1 protein-coding gene is annotated in these 351 nt (G+C 37.3%); it reads right to left on the reverse strand.

Going from position 1 to position 351, the window contains the following annotated elements:
* The coding region (locus G9F74_RS29565; protein WP_165406443.1) for an MSCRAMM family protein at positions 1–351 on the reverse strand (351 nt) is incomplete at both ends.

Below are 351 nucleotides of genomic sequence, written 5' to 3' on the forward strand. Positions count from 1 at the left end.
AATGTCTCTACTTTTTTACCGTCTTTATACACTTCGAATTCTGCGTCTGATAATAGTTTCTCTTTATCATTTGCATCTACTTTTACGATTTCGAATTGACCTGTTACTTTTTCGTTCGTCACTTCTTGTTTTACTACTTCATTCGCTACGATGTTTACTTCTACTGTCACTTCTAGCGCTTTATAACCTTCTGGCGCTTTCGTTTCCTCTAACGTGTATTTTCCTGGCACTACGTTTTCGAATTTCACAACACCATCTTTATCTGTTGTTTTCATTTCTCCAACTACTTGACCACTTTCGTTTTTCAGTATAAATTCTGCGCCTGCTAGAACTTTTCCACTCTCTGCATCC

Source organism: Bacillus sp. EKM202B (assembly GCF_011066025.1).
GTDB lineage: Bacteria > Bacillota > Bacilli > Bacillales > Bacillaceae_G > Bacillus_A > Bacillus_A toyonensis.